The 16941-nt window shown below is 54.2% G+C and carries 17 protein-coding genes; 10 read left to right on the top strand and 7 right to left on the bottom strand.

The features are described from left to right. Positions 1 to 508: cupin domain-containing protein (locus PMI01S_RS29735; protein ID WP_255326133.1), on the top strand; the 508-nt coding region annotated here is incomplete at its 5' end. Between the two features lie 223 nt (positions 509 to 731). Here PMI01S_RS29735 and PMI01S_RS29730 read toward each other — a convergent pair. Continuing rightward, a complete protein-coding gene (locus PMI01S_RS29730) occupies positions 732 to 1706 on the bottom strand; it encodes a TerC family protein (RefSeq protein WP_084323747.1) in 975 nt (324 codons plus the stop codon). A 384-nt stretch (positions 1707 to 2090) separates the two neighbouring features. On the opposite strand from PMI01S_RS29730, the gene PMI01S_RS29725 reads away from it, so the two are divergent. The 3 genes from PMI01S_RS29725 (at position 2091) to PMI01S_RS29715 (ending at position 5691) form a co-directional block, all read left to right on the top strand. Beyond that, a complete protein-coding gene (locus PMI01S_RS29725; protein ID WP_084323746.1) occupies positions 2091 to 2993 on the top strand; it encodes a universal stress protein in 903 nt (300 codons plus the stop codon). A gap of 513 nt (positions 2994 to 3506) precedes the next feature. Then, a complete protein-coding gene (locus PMI01S_RS29720; RefSeq protein WP_084323745.1) occupies positions 3507 to 3986 on the top strand; it encodes a hypothetical protein in 480 nt (159 codons plus the stop codon). A 265-nt stretch (positions 3987 to 4251) separates the two neighbouring features. Then, positions 4252 to 5691 carry a hypothetical protein gene (locus PMI01S_RS29715; RefSeq protein WP_084323744.1) on the top strand — a complete coding sequence of 480 codons (1440 nt, stop codon included), beginning with the start codon at positions 4252 to 4254 and terminating at the stop codon, positions 5689 to 5691. Positions 5692 to 6045: 354 nt separating this feature from the next. On the opposite strand, the gene PMI01S_RS29710 is transcribed toward PMI01S_RS29715, so the two are convergent. Then, complete coding sequence (locus PMI01S_RS29710; RefSeq protein ID WP_084323743.1) at positions 6046 to 6582, bottom strand: DUF2867 domain-containing protein; 537 nt, start codon at positions 6580 to 6582, stop codon at positions 6046 to 6048. Positions 6583 to 6605: 23 nt separating this feature from the next. Continuing rightward, entirely contained in the window at positions 6606 to 7256 is a 651-nt protein-coding gene (locus tag PMI01S_RS29705) for a DJ-1/PfpI family protein (protein WP_167362931.1), read from the bottom strand. 126 nt (positions 7257 to 7382) lie between these two features. On the opposite strand from PMI01S_RS29705, the gene PMI01S_RS29700 reads away from it, so the two are divergent. Next, complete coding sequence (locus PMI01S_RS29700; RefSeq protein ID WP_084323741.1) at positions 7383 to 7937, top strand: TetR/AcrR family transcriptional regulator; 555 nt, start codon at positions 7383 to 7385, stop codon at positions 7935 to 7937. Between the two features lie 427 nt (positions 7938 to 8364). On the opposite strand, the gene PMI01S_RS29695 is transcribed toward PMI01S_RS29700, so the two are convergent. Together PMI01S_RS29695 and PMI01S_RS29690 are read right to left on the bottom strand one after the other, a co-directional pair. Beyond that, positions 8365 to 9498, bottom strand: a complete 1134-nt coding sequence (locus PMI01S_RS29695; protein WP_084323740.1) for a pyridoxal-phosphate-dependent aminotransferase family protein — start codon at positions 9496 to 9498, stop codon at positions 8365 to 8367. 106 nt (positions 9499 to 9604) lie between these two features. Then, positions 9605 to 10525 (bottom strand): aromatic alcohol reductase, encoded by a 921-nt coding sequence (locus PMI01S_RS29690; RefSeq protein ID WP_084323749.1) that lies wholly within the window; start codon positions 10523 to 10525, stop codon positions 9605 to 9607. 99 nt (positions 10526 to 10624) lie between these two features. Between PMI01S_RS29690 and PMI01S_RS29685 the strand changes: the two genes are divergently transcribed. Both PMI01S_RS29685 and PMI01S_RS29680 read left to right on the top strand, forming a co-directional pair. Beyond that, positions 10625 to 11038, top strand: coding sequence for a winged helix-turn-helix transcriptional regulator (locus PMI01S_RS29685; protein WP_084323739.1), 414 nt, complete (start codon positions 10625 to 10627; stop codon positions 11036 to 11038). Positions 11039 to 11255: 217 nt separating this feature from the next. After that, positions 11256 to 13868: an AAA family ATPase gene (locus PMI01S_RS29680; RefSeq protein WP_084323738.1), complete on the top strand. Its 2613-nt coding sequence runs from the start codon at positions 11256 to 11258 to the stop codon at positions 13866 to 13868. A gap of 84 nt (positions 13869 to 13952) precedes the next feature. Here PMI01S_RS29680 and PMI01S_RS29675 read toward each other — a convergent pair whose 3' ends face one another. Beyond that, positions 13953 to 14225, bottom strand: a complete 273-nt coding sequence (locus PMI01S_RS29675; protein WP_084323737.1) for a hypothetical protein — start codon at positions 14223 to 14225, stop codon at positions 13953 to 13955. 460 nt (positions 14226 to 14685) lie between these two features. On the opposite strand from PMI01S_RS29675, the gene PMI01S_RS29670 reads away from it, so the two are divergent. From PMI01S_RS29670 to PMI01S_RS29660, 3 genes are read left to right on the top strand one after another with little or no spacing between them, the layout of a single operon-like run. Next, the gene (locus tag PMI01S_RS29670) at positions 14686 to 15225 is read left to right on the top strand and encodes a PAAR domain-containing protein (protein WP_084323736.1); all 540 of its coding nucleotides are present in this window, start codon (positions 14686 to 14688) and stop codon (positions 15223 to 15225) included. Then, entirely contained in the window at positions 15225 to 15947 is a 723-nt protein-coding gene (locus PMI01S_RS29665; protein WP_084323735.1) for a peptidoglycan recognition protein family protein, read from the top strand. The genes PMI01S_RS29670 and PMI01S_RS29665 overlap by 1 nt, the downstream gene beginning before the upstream one ends. After that, the gene (locus tag PMI01S_RS29660) at positions 15944 to 16231 is read left to right on the top strand and encodes a hypothetical protein (protein WP_084323734.1); all 288 of its coding nucleotides are present in this window, start codon (positions 15944 to 15946) and stop codon (positions 16229 to 16231) included. Before PMI01S_RS29665 ends, PMI01S_RS29660 begins: the two co-directional genes overlap by 4 nt. A gap of 70 nt (positions 16232 to 16301) precedes the next feature. Here the strand turns inward: PMI01S_RS29660 and PMI01S_RS29655 are convergent, their stop codons facing one another. Further along, positions 16302 to 16574 carry a hypothetical protein gene (locus PMI01S_RS29655; protein WP_084323733.1) on the bottom strand — a complete coding sequence of 91 codons (273 nt, stop codon included), beginning with the start codon at positions 16572 to 16574 and terminating at the stop codon, positions 16302 to 16304. Positions 16575 to 16941: the final 367 nt, after the last annotated feature.

Below are 16941 nucleotides of genomic sequence, written 5' to 3'. Positions count from 1 at the left end.
CAAGGCGCCTTTCATGATCAAGAACATGATGAAAACTGCTTGCCTGGCTGCACTGATTGTCACCAGCGCCACAATGCCGTTCGTCCAGGCACAACCATTGCCGCTCGATAAAGTCGGTGATTTACATAATGAAGACGTCGAGTGGCGCAGCTTTCCAGCCTTCCCCAAAGAAGTGAAACTTGCTGTGTTGGCCGGCGACCCGAGTAAGCCAGCACCCTACGTGGTGAGAGTCAAAGTGCCGAATGGCACAAAATTAATGCCCCATACACATCCTGAGGACCGTATCTATACCGTCATGTCCGGTGTTTTCTATATTGGCTTCGGTAAGGTTTTTGATCCGGCCAAGCTGGTTGCTTACGGTCCAGGCAGCGTAGTGATACTTCCGGCCAATACGCCACACTTTCACTGGGCCAAATCAGGCGAGTACATCTCACAAGTCTACGGAACGGGTCCGCTTGGTCTTGTGTATATCGATAGCCATGATGATCCTCGTAATGCGTCGAACTGACTTCACCTGAAAAAACGTCGACCCCTATCGTTCAGGTCAGGTCTTTGACACCTTGATGAAGCATTCTTGCAAGCAACCGTTATTGGCCAATGGGTGGCTGTCGGGGAGGGCAATTTAAATTCGACCGACTGACTGTTTCCGGCCAAAACAGTCATTCACTAAATCCCTGATGAGGCAATGCAATCGAAATCAAAACTGCATCAGCGCCAACATCTCTGATTCATCATTGTTCTCCCGTAACCCGTGTTTTGCTCTTCGTCAAAGTCAGGCTCAACAGTACCGAAATCAATATGATGCCGCCGACTGTGGTCAGCGACCATTGGATCGGCATGTGCCACCACGGCGCGACCAGCATCTTGCCGCCGATGAACACCAGTACGATGGCCAGGCCATATTTGAGCAAGTGGAAGCGGTAGGCCATGTCGGCAAGCAGAAAATACAGTGCGCGCAGGCCCATGATGGCGAAGATGTTGGAGGTGAACACGATGAAGGGGTCGGTGGTGACGGCGAAGATAGCCGGGATGCTATCGACCGCGAAGACCAGGTCGCTGGCCTCGATCAGTACCAGCACCAGGAACATCGGAGTCGCCCAGCGCAGGCCGTTCTGGCGCACGAAGAAGCGCTCGCCATGAAAGCCATCGGTGATGCGAAGATGGCTACGCAGCCAACGCAGCAAAGGGTTCTTTTCGAGGTCTGGCTGCTGGTTGGCGAAGATCAGCATCTTGATGCCGGTGATGACGAGGAAAGCACCAAAGACATAGAGTAGCCAGGCAAACTCCTGCACCAGCCACACACCGGCGAAAATCATACCGGCGCGCATGATGATGGCTCCGAACACGCCATAGAGCAGGACGCGGCGCTGCAACTCTGGCGGCACGGCGAAGTAGCCGAAGATCATCACGAAAACGAACATGTTGTCGATCGACAGCGACTGTTCGATCAGGTAGCCGGTGAGAAATTCGAGCGTTGTACGCTGGGCCACTTCGGCACCGACATGGCTGTGCAGATACCACCAGAGCAGAGCGGCGAAGACCAGTGCCAGGCTGACCCAGGCGGTGACCCAGGCCAGCGCTTCGCGGACCGAAACACGATGTGCTTTGCGCCCGCCGAAGACGAACAGATCGAGCGCCAGCATGGCAAGGACGAACATAATGAAGGCGGCCCACATCCAGGATTGGCCGACGCTGATGGCGGTCATTTACTGTCTCCGCATGAAGCAGCAATAGGCTGGAGGAGTCATGCTAACGAGCCTGTTACATCAACAAAAATCATTTATTCATTGCGAATAGTTCGTTTTTTACGAAGTGTTGATTCAGGCGTTCAACTACCGGCAATCGCATTGGTTCTGCTAGGTGCTCAAGGTGGGTGGCATGGCGCGGTTCCAGCACCCCGCCTCCTGCTCGATCGTGATGAAAAGGTCTGCTACATCCTTCGACAGGCTTGGCAACTGGTAAGCCGGTGATGCAGGCGTATATTGATAGTGTCGATCCAGGTAGTTGAGGCGATAAAAGATCGCCAATGGTGGGACAAGCGAAAGTGCTGGGGGCGCTAGCGAATAACCCAGAACGTTTGGAGGTGTCACATGAGGCGGTATCAACGACTCTTTCTGATCGCAGGTCCGACCATGCGTCACTCGCCGGCGATGGAGCGGGCAATCGCATTGGCCGACGCTACAGGCGCAGCGCTGCATATCGCGGTGTTCATCGAAGACTTCGACCTTATGCGGTTAATGAGCAACAGTGAACAACTTCGTGAGAGTTGCCGGCAGGAGAACCTGCAGTGGTTGAAGGATGAGGCCGAACTCATACGCAGGAAGGGCATCAATGTGACCACCGAAGTTGCATTGACCCGTGACCCGCTGCAAGAGATCCTTAAGCATGTGGCTGAAATGCAGCCGGACCTGACTATCAAGGACGTACATCATGAATCAGCGCTCAAACGCGTATTCGTCACGCCTTTGGATTGGCAGTTGTTGCGCGAATGTCCGACCCCCATACATCTGGTCAGCGAAGTCAGGTGTCCGCTTCCTCGGGTGATTGTGGCAGCGGTTGACCCATCGCATCCAGAGGGTCAGATCAGCGGAATCAACGACAGCGTCATTCAGGCTGCGAACGAATTGGCGACGCAATGTGATGCTGAATTGCACATGCTGTATGCCTATGAACTGACACACACACATTTCTCTGATGCAGGTGCTGGCGCCGTGACGATGCCAGGCTTCAGCAGCGACGTGCGCCGGTCACTCGAAAAGTGCTTCATTGCCTTGGCTGGACGCCACGGCGTGCCACCTGAGCGACAACACTTCATTGCAGGACCGCCAACCAAAGCAATGACCGACTTTGCCACTCACACTCGAGCGGATGTCTTCGTAATGGGAAATACCCATCACAAAGGGGTGGACAAGCTGGTTGGCAGTACCACGGAGCATGTTCTGTATCAGGTGCCTTGCAGCGTTTTGGCCATCAAGGGAGAAGCGGATGACTGAAGAAAAAAAGCCGCCACTATCGCAGCCGGCTGTTGGTGCTGATGTGGTTTTGACCCAAGCTGCTGACTTCAGCTGACCCTTAGGCGGTCTCTATGAAGACACGCATAAGACCCTCGATTACCGAGCATTCAGGTAGGTCAACGATTTCCGGTAGCCAGGATCAAAACCGTATCAGCGCCAACATTGAAAGCACCGTCAGAAACTTGGGGATTGAATTGCCCTGATTTTTTAGACACAAATTACCGGCAGCTATGGGGCGAAATCGGTCTGTCGTGAAAGGCAGAGATCGGCCAAAAGCTGCCGGTGGGCAGAGCGATGGCGATTGAATAGCTATGCTGAGTCTGTTGCCGGAACTGATTGAGCAGATAGGGCTATCCGTCCATGGCGTATAACATTCTTCAGTGGCAGCCAATGTCACAATGCCTGGCCTAGTCAGGGTCCGGAGACCTAACCCTTCGGTGCGACGGACTGCGTTTGGCAACCGCTAAACTCAAACATTAGGGCTCGTCAGCAATGTCACCACTTGCCTATCTCGTCCAAATCCTAGCCGGCCTTCTTGTCACGTTCTTGCTCGGCCTGATGGTCAAACCGTTGTTGACGCATGCGACGAAGTCAATGTCTCTGCCACCGCCAAGCAGCGCTCTAGCCAGCGAATGGGCGAGGGTGGTGTCTGGGAACGAAGGCGGCAGTGTGCTGGGCTATTTAGAGCGTTTTCTGTTCTTCTGCGCTTTCTTGGCAAATGCTGATGTTGTAGTGGCTGGTTGGCTTGCCTTCAAGGTCGCATCAAAGTGGAATGCTTGGACAAACGTCGTCTCTGTACCGAAAGACATCCTTGGTGTCGACCCCATCGGTTTCTTAATCGCCCGTCGTAGCTGGGCGTCACACCTTCTCATGACGTTTCTCGTCGGCACGTTAGCAAACGTAATCGCGGGGTTTCTTGGTGTCGTTGTCAAACGCCACGGTTATGCGCTGGCGATGAGTATTCTATGCTGAGACAGACGAGCCCTATAACCCTACAGTCGAGGGGATGCTGCACGATGAAGCCGCGTACCGCCCCTCACTTCCACGTTAGGTATTCAAGGTAGCCGTGATGGGAAACATGCTCGGGAATATTATCGGTGCCGTGCTGATACTGATTGCGGCTCTTTTTGGGTATACCCGAAAACGCTACTCGGCAGCTATACCTCGATACGGGAAACTGGCTCCACATGCCCCGAACCGAGAGGGCTGGCTATGACCTGCGTACTTAGGAGGGATGATGGATCGCAACTTGACGGGTTTGTTTATCGGGGCGGGAGCTTCATATGATGTTGGTATGCCGCTGGTTTGGGAGCTTACAGCGGAACTAAAAAACTGGCTAACTATTGAAAAATTAAAATCTTTCAATATCGGTTGGAGAGCACAGGGTAGTGGTCATCCTGATGAGGTCATTGATGACTTTATTAGCGTATTTTCAAGAGATGATCTGCATTATGAAAGTATCCTAGGGTATCTAGAGGTCCAGGCCCGAAGAGAGCGCTCCTTGTCTTCCCACTACCATTCTATATATGCCTGGCTTGTTGAGATTATCTATTACAAGCTTTACTTGAAGCATTGTGGTGGCGCAGAATTTATTATTAATCGCTTGGAATTGTATAGGGGGGTTTTTCACCTGTATCAAAAAAACGAGCCGCTTTGGATATTTTCGCTTAATCACGATTCGATCATTGAAATGATTGCGAAGAAATTTTCTATCCCACTATTTTCTGGGCTTAATTCAAGCGATATAAGGTTGCCCCGTCGTAACTCCGCAGGGGAGATTGTTGGTTACATGAATGTGGAAGCTATAGAAAAAGAGACGCTCGATCATGGCGCGATGAACTTTCCCAATCCGGCTAAAAAGGGAATATATTTGCTTAAGCTCCATGGTGCGCTTGACTTATTTACCTTTAATGATGGTCATGATTTGCTGAAGCTGGTACCTGATGGAGAAACACCAGAGGCGGTGATATCAGTCTTAAAGGCCGCAAATGAGGAACTTGTGTACGTTGAACCCTCTGCTCCTGGCGGCAAGCTGAAAGCCCTCAATGAGATCGCTTACGAGGATTCAGAGGGGGTAATGCAGTTTCTACGTCGGAGCCTACTTTCGGGAGCCCATAAATTCCAGGAAAACGCTTCTCAGGTTTTACCTAAAACAATGCTTAACCACTTCAAGGCGAACATAAATTTTGTCAGTAAGTTAGTTTGCGTAGGCTATGGCTTCGGTGATCATCATGTGAACGAAGTTCTGAAAGGCTGGCTAACGTTTTCGTCAAAACGATCTATAGAAATAGTAAGCCCGAGCATCAGCGCAGTACCACCTTTTTTGCTTCATCTTGCTTCTCAAGTGCAACTCATAAACTCTGGTGCCACGGAGTATTTTGACTCGGTTGCGGGAATAGAAAGAACCCAAGCTGAATTGATCTCAAAAGTAATTACCGCTGCCAGCCGTAAAGCTGGCCCCCAAAGAAGCGCCCAGATTCTAGAGGAGTTCCGCAAGGATGAAGACAGGAGAGCTGAGGAGATGTTTGCGCAGAGGCTTGCGCTGTACAAGAATGCCACAGCCTGTGATGAAAGTGATATTGACGGTCTGATCTTAAGAGCTGAAGGCGAGAACAGCAATGCGGAAGTTGATTGTTTGAACCGGCTTCTTGCGCGTTTTACAGCTGAATCGCAATAGTTCTGCATGCGGCGATTATCATGACAAAAATCATAATAAGGTTTTTGTCCTTGGCGTAGTTCTAAGCGTTGATAATCGCGTTCCCCAACGCTCCCCCGTAACACAGCAGCACCCGGCATTTTCGTTCCGGTTCTGACTGCCGAACGTGCTCTAAAACGTTTTCACACAGCCTGGACCCATAGCTACCGGTGGCGAAAGGCAGAAAAGGTCATTATGGGGCAGACCACATTTAGAAAATGTGGTCTGCCCCTGAAATCACCTGGCTCCTTCATCGAACATCTGCGTTGAAATCCAGCACTCGCGTGGCACCGTCAAAGTGACGCGATCTCGTGCCCAATGGATCAGAAACGGCTCTCAGCCTTGGGGGCCGGTAGCCAGAGGCCAACCGATGCGCGCTGCACGCAGGAGGCTAGCCTTAACAACCAAGCGGTGAAATGGGGCAATAACGAATATGTAGGCCCGGCCTAGACGGTTGTGGCACTGGACCACGGTTGAAAAAACGAGTTGGCGACTGCCTTCTGGATCTACCTCTCCAGAACACAGGATCGATATCCGGAAGTCGAGGTGCTTGTCGTCCTCTCCCAACACGATTTCAGTCTGGTTCGAGCTGTAGACCTTGAAGATTTGAATCCGATTCGCAAGTGTTGCCAAATGTTTGGCTGTCTTGATACCAAAACAGGTAACGATAGTGTCTCGGACTTTCATGAGCCATCCGATCCAGGATGGCTGGTGGGAAAGGATGAATCGAGCTAGCAAATCTGGATTGCGGGAGGTGCCCGCCGGGAGCCGAATCGCAAAAGCGTCCGCCAGGTTCATCGACTTGTAAAGGTGGGTGATGCCGGACCTCGGGGGGACTGGCACGGACATAATGAGCTCAAAGTCTCGGGGCATCGGGGATCTCTCCTGAGTTCCAACTACCAATTAGATGACATGCCATGTCGCGTTTCTTGTTTCGATGGTTTGTCGTATAACGCTCCTTGTCGGATACTGAGCCCGATCAAGGCATCATAGAGCTCTTGCTGCCCAGCTGGCAAAACAGGGAGCAACGTCGCTCGGCGCTTGCCGACATCGAACCAGGATTCAACCAGCCATCCCACCAGATAGAGCGCCGAAAGGCATCCACCAGCAGTTGCAACATTCCCCTGGCATACAAGAGGCTGGTCCACGGGGTCAAGTCCCAGAGCTTGCAAGCTCGATCGTGCATCCGGGTGTGTAGTTGCTTGGCCGCTGAGCAGCCCAAGCCGTTTGAGAATGAAAGCTCCGGCGCATATCGAGCCGATTCGCTGGCGTCTGGAGTCAAGTTCAAACGACGGCAGGAAATCTGGGGCGGCAAGTGCAGCGGGTATCCCTTCCTTGCCGCTGACAAACAATACCGCGTCGGCACTATTGGCCTCTGAAAGCGGACCGTGCACCGAAACAGGCAGGCCGTGCGCCGATCGCACGATAGCGCTAGAACCCAATATCCGGACGTACCAGTCCTCAGTGTTGCGGCCCAAAATGTCCCACATCAGGAATAGGTCGATATCAGTGAATTGGTCGAAAGCAACCAGAACGATTTTCTTCAAGGCGAGCTCCATGAAAAGTGCTAGCGTGCAAAACGCAACGGCTATCTTTGCTGGTGTTCGCAGCGTATCAATCGGTTGCGCACCATACACAGTCTGTATGGCGCTAAATATGGAGCGAAATAACGGGTGGGAAAATTAACTCGCAACCATTGGATCGCGGCTGGTTTTGAGGCCCTCGACCAAATAGGACATAGTGGTGTTTCGGCCGAGAGTCTATCGCGCAGATTGAATGTGACCCGCGGATCGTTCTATCACCATTTCCGTAATCGCGAAGACTTTGTCCGCACCTTGCTGGCCGCTTGGGAAGAAGACTACACGGAGCGCATGCTCGCTTATGCGGCGCAGGGTCGTAGCGCGGGCGAAATCTTGAAACGCTACTTGAGTATTGCCGCTGAAAAACAACCTGGACGGGAAGTTTCCATCCGCGCCTGGTCGCTGCACGATCCGTTGGTAGGCGAGTTTCAGCAGCGTGTTGACACAAGACGACTAGACTTCGCGATACGGACGTGCCGGCGCTTGGTCCCTTTGCCAGGCGAAGCAGAAGTGATTGGTCGGGTGGCTCATCTGTGCCTGATTGGTGGTCAACAGGCAGGGCTGCGACGTGATGCCACTCGCTTCAACAGTTTTCTGAGTCGAGCCTTTTCACTTTTCGAAGGAGCTCTTCCACCGTGGCGTGCCTAAGTCGCGCGCTAAATTGGGTAACGGAATAAATAGAGTTCGCGTGCGGCTAAATTCTCGGCAGCACTCAATTCCTTCACCGAATGGCTGCTTGAACGCCATTCCCTTCAAGGCAAGCCGTCTGGCTAACGCGATCTAGCAATCTCCAGTTCTAGTGCACGCCATTGGTCTCATAGGGCTAACGTCCAAGCCACTGGCCTACGGCACTAACTTGAGTACGGCCTTCACCGCGCGCATACCCTGCACAAGGCGTATTCCTCGTACGCTTACTGATGTTCGTTGGGCAATACCAGATGTGTATCACTTGCCCATCCAAAAATCAGGACCTGCCGAGCGACCGCTTCTGGCCGCTTGCTGCCCGTGACGAAGGGCCGTAGTCGACCCTCAGCAGACGGTCACGACCGTCTGCTGAGGGGCGATTTCTACCGGCTCAGTTAACCATCACCTCGTCCAGTGCCTGCTCGAGGGTACTGACCGTGCGCTCGATATTGTGCAGCTTTTCGAGTCCGAACAGACCGATGCGGAAGGTCTGGAAGTCGGCCGGCTCGTCGCATTGCAACGGCACTCCGGCGGCGATCTGTAGCCCGTGGTTGGCAAATTTCTTACCGCTCTTGATGTCGGCATCGTCGGTGTAGCTCACCACTACGCCAGGGGCCTGAAAGCCGGGTGCGGCCACGCTTTTGATGCCTTTGCCGGTCAACATTGCGCGCACCCGATCGCCCAGCGCCTGTTGTTCGTCGCGGACCTTGTCGAAACCGTAGGCTTGTGTCTCTTTCATCACTTCGTTAAACCGCGCCAGGGAATCGCTGGGCATGGTCGCATGGTAGGCATGTCCGCCCTGTTCGTAGGCCTGCATGATCTGCAGCCACTTTTTCAGGTCGCAGGCGAAGCTGCTGCTTTGCGTTTGCTCGATGCGCTCGAGGGCCAGCGAACTGAACATCACCAGGGCGCAGCAAGGGGAGGCGCTCCAGCCTTTCTGCGGTGCGCTGATCAGCAGATCGACTGCGCATTTGTGCATATCAACCCAAAGCGCGCCTGAGGCGATGCAGTCCAGCACGAACAGGCCACCCACTGCATGCACGGCGTCGCCGACGGCCCGCAGGTACTCGTCGGGCAGGATAATCCCTGATGAGGTTTCAACGTGGGGGGCGAAGACAATCTGCGGCTTCTGTGCCGCAATGGCTGCCAGCACTTCGTCCAGAGGGGGCGGGGCGTAGGCAGCCTGGCGACCCGTGTCGACCGGTCGGGCTTTCAGCACCGTGGTGGCCGCCGGGATGTTGCCCATCTCAAGGATCTGGCTCCAGCGATAACTGAACCAGCCGTTGCGTATCACCAGGCATTGCTGGTTGGTGGCAAACTGTCGCGCCACCGCTTCCATGCCGAATGTGCCGCTGCCCGGGACCACCGCAACAGCCTGGGCGTTGTAGACCTGTTTCAGGGTCCTGGAAATGTTCTTCATCACGCCTTGAAATGACTGCGACATGTGGTTGAGCGAGCGGTCGGTGTAGACCACTGAGTACTCAATCAGTCCTTCGGGATCGATACTGGGATATAGCTTTGACATGGGGTGACTCCTTGGCAGAGATCTCAGTGATATCGACCCTGCCCTAAGCCTTGGCAAATGACAAGAATGCTCGGGATTGAATGGCGACATCCAGAAAGCAGCGCGATCAAAGCAAATGCCGCTCGATCCACTCTGCAACGGTGGTGGTTTCGATTTGCCGTTCAGCGTTGTAACTCTGCGCCTTGTCCCAGGCGACGCCTTTACCCTCGGCAAACACCGCCCGGTACTTGCGCGTCGGATCATCGGGGGCGGCGGCCAGATCGGCCATGAGCGCGGGCACTGTCCATTCGACACGCTCGACCGTGCGGTTCAGCAAACGGTCGACGGTGTCGGCCAATTGCCCGTAGGTGAGGGTGTCACCGGTCACGTAGACAACCTGATTCACCAACGCTGGATCGAACAGGATAACGGCGGTCAGCCGGCCAATGTCCTCCGGCGTGGTGACCGTCACGGCGGTGTTCCAACTGCCCAGGGCGCGGACGGTATTCTGCGCCAGATCGACCACGCCGAACGCCGGCTCGAACAGGAAACTGGTGAACATGCCGGTCGAAATGATCAGCCATTGCAGCCGCGATTGAGCGCGCAGCAATTGGCGCACATCCAGCTGCTCGTCAAACAGATCTTGCGGGCTGCCCCGACCGATCACGTCGTAATCCACACCGAACTGCCACGGCACATACCGCTTTACCTCCGACTGCAACGCAGCGCGGGCGAGTTTGACTTGCGTCCCGCTACCGGCGACGAAACCGAGGCAACTGACCAGCGTATCGAAACCACTAAACCGCGCAGCCAGCTGCTCGATAGAATCGTTCACCGCATCGCCCGGCAGCACCTTGATACCCAACGTGTCCAGTTCTTCGAGCGTTTGGCGTTTGTGCGCCGACGTGGTATCGATGGCCGATGGCCGCAGCATCACCGTAACGCGAGCCTCTGGCCGAGCGGCCAGCTCGCGCAGTACCGCCATGCCAAGCTCGCCGGCACCTAATACCAGAATGTTTTCGGTTTTTGCAGGGTTGAGCGGGTGCATCGACAACTCCCAATGAATGATCAGCAACGATTGTTTTTCCATCCTGTCACCCTTGGCGAACGTTCAGAAGAAGGCACACGCGTGATACCGCATGACGAAATGAGTGAAGAAGAGGTGATCCGCCAGTCCCAAGCCGCGTGCGATGCACTCAGCGCCGAGGACGACGGACTCAAGCGCGAAGTGCTGACCCATGCAGGCAATCGCTGGTCGCTGGGCATCGTTCATACCCTGGGCTGCGCGGGGAAATTGCGTCACGCCGAAATTGGAAGGCGCTTGGAGGGGGTTACGCAACGCATGCTGACCCGCAGTTTGCGGCAACTGGAACGTGACGGGTTGATCGTGCGTTTTGATTACGGCGAGGTGCCGCCGAGGGTGGATTATGAGCTGACGCCGTTGGGGCGGAGCTTTCTGGCGCGGATGGTGCCGTTGTGGAGTTGGTTGGTGGAGAATGCGGAGGGTTTTCGGGCTGCGCGGGTGCGGTTTGATGGTGAGAACCGATCTGGCGAGGCGTAGAAAGGAAAGCAGGGGGGGGAGGAGTTCGCTGTTGGTTTGCGTTTGGAGAAAAGGGTGCGAGATGGCGAGCGGCTGAATCCACAGCCAAAAGCGGATGGTCTATTCGAAAACAACCACCTTCTTCCTGATTCGATTTTGTCTGCTAGACATATTGAAGGCAAGTTGCCACTTTAGGTTAATTCATGGGTATGGCTGTACTACGTCAAGGAGTAGGTAGGTGACGATCATTCAGGAAATCCACGCGTGGTCTAAGGGACTGCCAGCTTGGCAGCAAGATGCAATTGCTCGCCTCTACCAAGACCGTATGCTCAGTGCCGCCGATCTTGACGACCTTTATGCATTAGCCAAAGCTGAAACTGGGATCCCAGACCCAGAGGGCCGAAATCCTAAGGAGCTTGAAGACGCACTGATAGCTCAGCCCGCTGATCCAGCACGGCTTGTGCAGTTGGCTGCGATCAAGCAACTTGTGAACGTAAATGCCTTAGCTAACGGGGGAAGTGTCCCCATCTCCTTGACTGGCCTGACCGTTATTTACGGGGAGAATGGCGCAGGAAAGTCCGGTTACTCCAGGGTATTCAAACATGCGTGCCGCGCGAGGGATCGGCGTGAGCCGATTCTTCCAAACGCCAACCTTGACCCCAAGACTGGCGGCGTCGCCCAAGCTGTATTCGAAGCTGTAATCGACGGCGTGGCTATCGATCTTCCTTGGCAATACGGTGCCGTTGCACCCGAGCCGCTTTCGGACATTGCCATCTTCGATACTCATTGCGCTCGTGCCTACATTGATAACCATGGTGACTTCGCTTACGCGCCATACGGGCTGGATATCTTGGAAGGGTTGGCCGGCTTATGTAACAAGCTTAAGGCACGTGCTACCCAAGAGAAGGCGGCGAATGCTCCGAGTGACATCGCATATGCGGCGCTTACGAAAGATCAAACGCGGGTCGCCACCGCATTACTCGGCATCCCGAGCACGACCCTCCCTGAGCAAATAGAGGCTTTGGTCACGCTCAGCCAAGCCGAGCTGGATCGACTGGCGCTCTTGACTCAAACCCTCGCCGAAGCGGATCCGAAGCAAAAAGCACAAGCGTTGCGCCAAAAGGCAACTCGCTTCTCGGGGTTCAAGGATCGCTTGGCGGCAGCGATTGCATTGATTGACGATAAGACGGTCGATCAGCTCAGACAGCTTATTGATAAATCGAAAACGGCAAAAACTGCAGCAGAGTTGGCTGCTAAAGAGTTCAAACAAACCCCAGGTCAACTTGCTGGCACCGGAGGTGAAGAATGGAAGGCGCTGTTTGATGCAGCCCGAGTTTTCGCGCAAGTGAGTCATCCTGGTCATGAGTTTCCGGAGGTTCCTGAAAACTCTGCATGCCCTCTCTGCCAAAACCGCCTTGGTCAAGAAGGCGCTGCGCGCCTAGTTCGCTTTGACACCTTTATCAAGCAGGCTGCCGAAAAGGATGCGAAGGATACTCGTGACACTGCCACCACGGCCTATAGAGCAGTTCAAAAGGCTGCCCTCGATGTAATGTTTCGTGATGGTCTGGTGGAAGAGTTGACCGAGATCGCCCCCGAGCTCGCAGCAGACTGTTCGTCGATGCAGGCGTGCCTGGGCACCCGTCAAACTTCGATTTTGAAGGCAGCTGCGGGTGAGCTTAAGTGGGAAGAGATATTGGCATTACCGACCGACCCATGCCCCGGTTTGGCCGGTGTGATCGAAGGTTTACTGAATCAAGCCAAGGCGCTGGAGGCAACGGCCGATGAGAAGGTCCGGGCCCAGATGACGGCGGAGAAGCGGGAGCTTGATGCACGGATACGTCTGGGCGAGATCAAGGCCGCTGTTTTAGAGGCGATTGCCAAGCATGAGGCCAGTCGCAAGCTTCAATTGTGCATCGATGGCTTTGAGACTCGAGCCATTTCCAGAAAATCCACTGATCTTTCGCGGACAACAGCCAGCCAGGAACTGGCGGACGCTCTCAACGACGAACTCAAGCGCCTAAAGGTGCATCAGCTTCAGATTGTGATGAAGCCCGAGTCTCCAGGGGGGAGAACCCAATTTAAGCTGGTCCTGCAATTGCCCGGCGGAGGTACTCCAGCAGCCATTCTCAGTGAAGGGGAGCAGCGTGCTATTGCCATTGCATCATTCCTTGCGGAGATCAAGCTTGGCAAAGGACGTGGTGGAATAGTCTTGGATGATCCAGTGTCATCGCTAGATCACCGACGTCGCTGGGAAGTTGCAGAGCGGTTGGCTTTGGAAGCGCTCACCCGGCAGGTGATTGTTTTCACTCACGACATCTACTTCCTTTGCATTTTGGAGCAGAAGGTCGAAGAGCTTGGGGCCCAATTGACAAAGAACTACATACGCCGTACCGCAGAGGGATATGGTGTGCACTCGCAGGATCTGCCATTCGACGTTGTGGGTACCAAGGATCGGCTGGCAAGACTCCGACAAGAGCTGGTGGAGGTTCGCAGAGCGCAGAAGAGCGGGGATGAAGATGAACATCGTCGCTTGACTGCTGCTTGCTACGGTCGTTTGCGCCTTGCTTGGGAAAGGTGTGTTGAGGAGGTACTGTTGAACGGAGCGGTCCAACGGTTCGGCGAGGGAGTATCGACACAGCGCCTCAAGTTGGTCGTTGTCACCGATGATGATTATCGAGAGGTAGACAGCGGAATGTCCAAGAGCTCCAAGTTCGAACATGACGCGGCAACGCACGTTGGACGACTCCCTATACCTGAACCTGACGAATTGGAGGTGGATATCGAGAGACTGGCGGCGTGGAGGATTACGCTAGATAAGCGCTCGAAAGAAACAGCCAAAGCTAGGGGCTAAATCCTGTTCTAGCTCAACAGAATAAAGATCTCAGATCTTTTTATAGCTAAATAAAAAACGGGCGCCTTCAGCGCCCGTTTTCATTCACTCCTTCGTCTGCGCCCGCAATCGCCGACCGATCACATCCATCAAGTCACAACCATCCCGCAACGGAATAGCCAGCAGCTGAGAAAAATCCTTCAACACCACCGTATCGCAACCAAGCTCAGCACGAAAAGCGATGTTTTCCAGCACCTGAGTTACCGTCCGAATTCGGTAATCAGCCGTGGCTTGCAGTACGTCGAGTGGAGCTTGGGTATCGATGAGCAGGGAGGCCGGGATCAGGTCGATTCCGGTGAGGGGCATGTATCTTTCCATAGATGAGACTCCGATCAGGGCAAAGGTTGACTGCCCCTCAATCGTCGCCAAACGAATGGGTGACAGCTGTACGCAGGTTGGCGAACCGGGATCGGGATACCGGCAGACCCGAAGGTCTCCCGCGCACAGCTGCCATAAAGACAACTTTGCGGGCATGCAAAAGCGACTGCATTAAAGCACAGTGCTTTTGCATCCGATCCGATCAGGTCGCCAAACCCGAATCGCCATTTTGGGCGACGGGTCGGACTATAAGCTTCATCAGGACGGCGGGGTAGGTGAGGGATTCCGAGGTTTGTGTAGGATTTTTTGTGCCGTCCTAGGACCGTTACACCAGTTCCGATTAATCAGCGCTGTGAACGATTCACTCCTGCGAGCTAGCAGCGGCAAAGTTCGTGCGTCTTCTTCCAAGGCAACTCTGATAAAGTCCTCCATCGTTTTAATCGCTGACAGGGAGTCATGCATGGCTAAGCCGGCCGCACGCGTTACCGATCCAACTACTTGCCCTATGCCCGGACATGGCGCCAAAGCCATCGCTTCCGGGTCCTCTGATGTGTTTTTTGATGGCCTCGCAGCCGCCCGCAAAGGTGACACCTGCACATGCGGCAGTGCGCTGGTTTCGGGCGTTGCGACGACTGTGTTCATCAATGGTAGAAATGCCGCGTTGATCGATACTGCGGGAAGCCACGGAGACATCGTGATTGGCGGCTCTGGTACCGTCATCATTGGCGATTCTCATACCCCCGTACCTTTCATCCCTCCCGTGCCTCTCGCCATTCAGAAAATTTACGGACAATCCTTTAGCGTCACCGACAGTGTGACGGGCAATCCTTTGCCCTTCCGTGACTATGTCGCAACAGTCAATGGTGTGGAGACCACTGGCGTAACCGACGTTGATGGCATTGCCCACATCAAGACACCGACTCCGGACGCCAACATTTCGCTTCACATCAAATTCAACGCCCCCGCGCGAACGCTTCACGAGTTCTCGGAGAAACAATAATGGCTGCCAACTTCGCAACGCAGGCGACCGCGCAAGAAATAAAACCTGGCGAGTTTATGTGCCCGATCCCGATTTCCGTGAATGACCGAGCTGCCACTCGTGAGGCAATTATCAAAAAGGTTCAGTCGTTGAGTGCGACGTTTGTCGAACGCTCGTCTTGGGGGGCTGTGAAAGGCAAACCGGAGATGGTCATGGATTGGGACTATTCCATGATTGCGCTGCACCACGCCGGTCGCAGTCATAGCTGCACGCCAGGCGCAGAGCAGATGCAGGAGATTCAAAAAGGCCATCTGAGCCAGAAGTATGACGATATCGGCTATCACTACGGGATCGATTGCACCGGGCAGATACTCGAAGGACGTGACATCAGGTTTCAGGGCTCAAGTGTTCTGAAATACAACACTGGTCTTATTGGCATTGTCCTGCTGGATAACCTGACGACACCGGAAGAGGGGGGCGACTGGGTCGCGAAAGGGCGTGTAGCCCTCGACAGCATCGGCTACAGCACAACCAACGTGATACCAGCTGCGCAAATTGACGCGTTGATGCACTTGATTGACGCATTGAAAAGTGTGTTCGTCATCAAGCACTTTGGTGGTCACAGGGAGTACCCAGGACAGGCTTCCGAAGGAAAAATCTGTCCCGGTAACGTCGGAATGGAATTGGTCAAAAATATCAGGGTGAAAACCCAGCTATTACCTCCACCGGTGCCACAGCCATGAAAAAGCTATTAATCGCAGCGATGCTTTTGGTGCTGGCCGTGCTCTACGTCGGGTACTACGAAGCGCTTGAAGATGGTGATATCGAGACCATTCTGTTTATCAAAAAACACCCGACTGTTCAGATGAAGTTCTACAACATCCACGCCAATGATGGAGAGATTCGGAGAGTGGAGCGGCTTTCGGAGGAGGAGCGGATGTGGATTATCGATTACTGCAGATACAGATTAGGAATCGACACCGCGTTAGAGACTCAGGACGACGTTGAAATGTGTAGAAAAAAATAATCAGCGGTTGGGAAACGCTGGTGGTCAGATCCCGCGATAAAAAACGGGCGCTTGTAGCGCCCGTTTTCATTCACTCCTTAACCTGCGCCCGCAATCGCCGACCGATCACATCCATCAAGTCACAACCATCGCGCAACGGAATGGCCAACAGCTGAGAAAAGTCCTTCAGCACAACCGTGTCGCAACCGAGTTCGGCACGAAAGGCGATGTTTTCCAGCACCTGCGTAACCGTGCGGATTCGGTAGTCAGCCGCAGCTTGCAGAACGTCGAGTGGCGCTTGCGTATCGATGAGCAGGGAGGCCGGGATCAGGTCGATTCCGGTGAGGGGCACGTATCTTTCCATAGGTGAGATCTCGTTCAGTTAGATGAGAACCGCCAACAGATCGTCGCCAAACGAATAGGGTGGCAGTTGCGCGCAGGTTGGCGAACCGGGAACGAGTAACCGGCAGACCCGAAGGTCTCCCGCGCGCAACCGCCATAGTACAGCGGTTTTGCAGTTGCGACGACGCCTGCAAATGAGCAGGCGGCCCTCGCATTCGTATCTCGGGTCGCCAAACCCGTATCGCCATTTTGAGCGACGGGCCGACTTTAGACTTCCTCGGAACGGTAGGGAAGGTGACGCATTCCGAGGTTTATGTAGGAATTTTTATGCCGTCCTAGGACCAATAATTACGTTGCTGAATGGATCGAAAACAGCGCCAAAACGGGGG

Source organism: Pseudomonas migulae NBRC 103157 (assembly GCF_002091715.1).
In the GTDB taxonomy this organism is placed as follows: Bacteria; Pseudomonadota; Gammaproteobacteria; order Pseudomonadales; family Pseudomonadaceae; genus Aquipseudomonas; species Aquipseudomonas migulae_A.
Note: the sequence above shows the minus strand (reverse complement) of the source record. Positions and strands in the feature narration are given on the sequence as shown.

Excerpts from the sequence above, each read along its gene's own strand:
- PMI01S_RS29725 (WP_084323746.1), top strand. The coding sequence starts at position 2,091 with ATGAGGCGGTATCAACGACTCTTTCTGATCGCAGGTCCGACCATGCGT.
- PMI01S_RS29670 (WP_084323736.1), top strand. The coding sequence starts at position 14,686 with ATGGCTAAGCCGGCCGCACGCGTTACCGATCCAACTACTTGCCCTATG.
- PMI01S_RS29720 (WP_084323745.1), top strand. The coding sequence starts at position 3,507 with ATGTCACCACTTGCCTATCTCGTCCAAATCCTAGCCGGCCTTCTTGTC.
- PMI01S_RS29730 (WP_084323747.1), bottom strand. The coding sequence starts at position 1,706 with ATGACCGCCATCAGCGTCGGCCAATCCTGGATGTGGGCCGCCTTCATT.
- PMI01S_RS29665 (WP_084323735.1), top strand. The coding sequence starts at position 15,225 with ATGGCTGCCAACTTCGCAACGCAGGCGACCGCGCAAGAAATAAAACCT.
- PMI01S_RS29690 (WP_084323749.1), bottom strand. The coding sequence starts at position 10,525 with ATGCACCCGCTCAACCCTGCAAAAACCGAAAACATTCTGGTATTAGGT.
- PMI01S_RS29675 (WP_084323737.1), bottom strand. The coding sequence starts at position 14,225 with ATGGAAAGATACATGCCCCTCACCGGAATCGACCTGATCCCGGCCTCC.
- PMI01S_RS29685 (WP_084323739.1), top strand. The coding sequence starts at position 10,625 with ATGAGTGAAGAAGAGGTGATCCGCCAGTCCCAAGCCGCGTGCGATGCA.
- PMI01S_RS29695 (WP_084323740.1), bottom strand. The coding sequence starts at position 9,498 with ATGTCAAAGCTATATCCCAGTATCGATCCCGAAGGACTGATTGAGTAC.
- PMI01S_RS29655 (WP_084323733.1), bottom strand. The coding sequence starts at position 16,574 with ATGGAAAGATACGTGCCCCTCACCGGAATCGACCTGATCCCGGCCTCC.
- PMI01S_RS29660 (WP_084323734.1), top strand. The coding sequence starts at position 15,944 with ATGAAAAAGCTATTAATCGCAGCGATGCTTTTGGTGCTGGCCGTGCTC.
- PMI01S_RS29710 (WP_084323743.1), bottom strand. The coding sequence starts at position 6,582 with ATGCCCCGAGACTTTGAGCTCATTATGTCCGTGCCAGTCCCCCCGAGG.
- PMI01S_RS29715 (WP_084323744.1), top strand. The coding sequence starts at position 4,252 with ATGGATCGCAACTTGACGGGTTTGTTTATCGGGGCGGGAGCTTCATAT.